A 1,693-nucleotide genomic window follows, 5' to 3' on the forward strand; every position below is an offset into this window, starting at 1 on the left:
CCCTATCCTCCGGAAAGACGAAAATAAAATATCTGAAAGAATTTATTATGCAAGATATTTATTTAAAATAAATAGGTTAAGATAATATGAAAACGGGAATTTTAATTGTCGCCGAAGGGAAATAATAATTGTCGTTGATCAAACTTGGCATATTCACTATACATCCAAACCCGTCTACACCCTTGGTGTCAGACAAGCTGGCCAAATATATTATTGATGCAAGTTTCAGACGCGACCTTAAGTTTATTCTCTATAGATACGGCATTACTCGTGCCTCAATGTTCCCCGGTTTGGATGGTTTAGCCTCTCATATACAATGGCTTCGTGCGGAACAGTACTAAAATGTGCAATGCAATGGGATAAAGAAAAGTTTCCAACAAAATGTTTCACTGGAAACCTTTTCCGCTGCGCTCCAAAGTTTCCAGTGAACATACCGTTAGCCTATATTCTTATTTTGCTTGACAAGAATTAGAATTAGGCTTATTCTTGTTCTTAACTAAACTTATTTAAGGGCAAGGAGGTGTTACATGAGAAATATCGAAATAGACGATGAGGTGTTTGGTTATCTTCAAAGTAAAGCGATTCCGTTTGTTGAGACGCCTAATTTAACTCTTCGTAGGCTATTTAATCTGAATGGCAAACCAACAAGATTTGAAAAGCCTTCCTCTCAAATAGTGCAGGAGCAAAGAAAAGGGACATTAAGAAAAAAACAACCAAAGACAGATTTACATAAACTCGTTCAATCTGGTCTCCTTCAGGAAGGACAACCCCTTTTTCTCCTTGATTATCAAGGGAAAAAGATACCGGGTTACGACTCCACCATTTCCGGAAATAACCTCCTTTGGAACAATGAACGATTCTCGATGAGCGAGCTTGCAAAAGAATGCTTGAAGAAAGAAGGTTTTAGTAGTGAATCGGTGCGTGGACCAGCCCACTGGTCCAATACTGACGGAATCAGTGTCAAAGAATTATGGAAGCAATATCTCAAGACATATTAAATTAAGGGGGTGAATGAAAATGTTACGATTTATCCTCACAGGTTACATTGAAAATGCTTTATCTCAAGCAGAATTTGACAAGCTTGAAGATGGAACATTTTCCGGCCGTATACCATCCTGCAAAGGAGTCATCGCTTTCGGTAAAACATTACGAGAGTGTGAAGACGAATTACGTTCTACCCTTGAAGATTGGGTATTGGTCGGCTTGAAATTAGGGCATCCCATTCCAGTTTTGGCTGGATATGACTTGAATAAGGAACCGACCAATGAGTCGATGGCAGCCCTGTAAACGCCGAGAGTTCATTAGACGATTACGAAAGCTTGATTTTGATGGCCCCTATTCAGGGACACGCCATCAATTTATGGTTTTTGAAGGATACCGTTTGACCATCCCGTCAAATACTGAATATTCAGTTCACCAGCTACGTATGATGCTAAATGAAGTCGAAGGAATTTTAGGACGAGCCATTACGTCCGATGAATGGAATAAGCTGGGCTAACATCGGGGTGAACAAGGATACGCGGAAAAACCGCCGCGCACCTGTTACCCCGGGCGTTATAAAACAAAAAATACATAATAAAGGAAAACCAAAATGTTCAAAACGTCTATATGCCCTCATTGTCATAAGATATTAAGCGTAAGTCTTGACCCACTTGCGCTGAAGGCGGATATCGTTTCAGAATTTTTGAAGGCC

At 39.9% G+C, this 1,693-nt stretch carries 2 protein-coding genes; both read left to right on the plus strand.

The annotated features are described in order from the left end of the window. Positions 1-527: 527 nt before the first annotated feature. A complete protein-coding gene (locus VXK47_RS00525) occupies positions 528-998 on the plus strand; it encodes a hypothetical protein (protein WP_435546819.1) in 471 nt (156 codons plus the stop codon). Between the two features lie 13 nt (positions 999-1,011). After that, positions 1,012-1,287 carry a type II toxin-antitoxin system HicB family antitoxin gene (locus VXK47_RS00530; RefSeq protein WP_435546820.1) on the plus strand — a complete coding sequence of 92 codons (276 nt, stop codon included), beginning with the start codon at positions 1,012-1,014 and terminating at the stop codon, positions 1,285-1,287. Positions 1,288-1,693: the final 406 nt, after the last annotated feature.

The organism is Desulfobacterium sp. N47 (genome assembly GCF_051233685.1).
In the GTDB taxonomy this organism is placed as follows: domain Bacteria; phylum Desulfobacterota; class Desulfobacteria; order Desulfobacterales; family RPRI01; genus RPRI01.

Coding starts and splice junctions, on each gene's coding strand:
- VXK47_RS00525 (WP_435546819.1), top strand. CDS start 528: ATGAGAAATATCGAAATAGACGATGAGGTGTTTGGTTATCTTCAAAGT.
- VXK47_RS00530 (WP_435546820.1), top strand. CDS start 1,012: ATGAAAATGTTACGATTTATCCTCACAGGTTACATTGAAAATGCTTTA.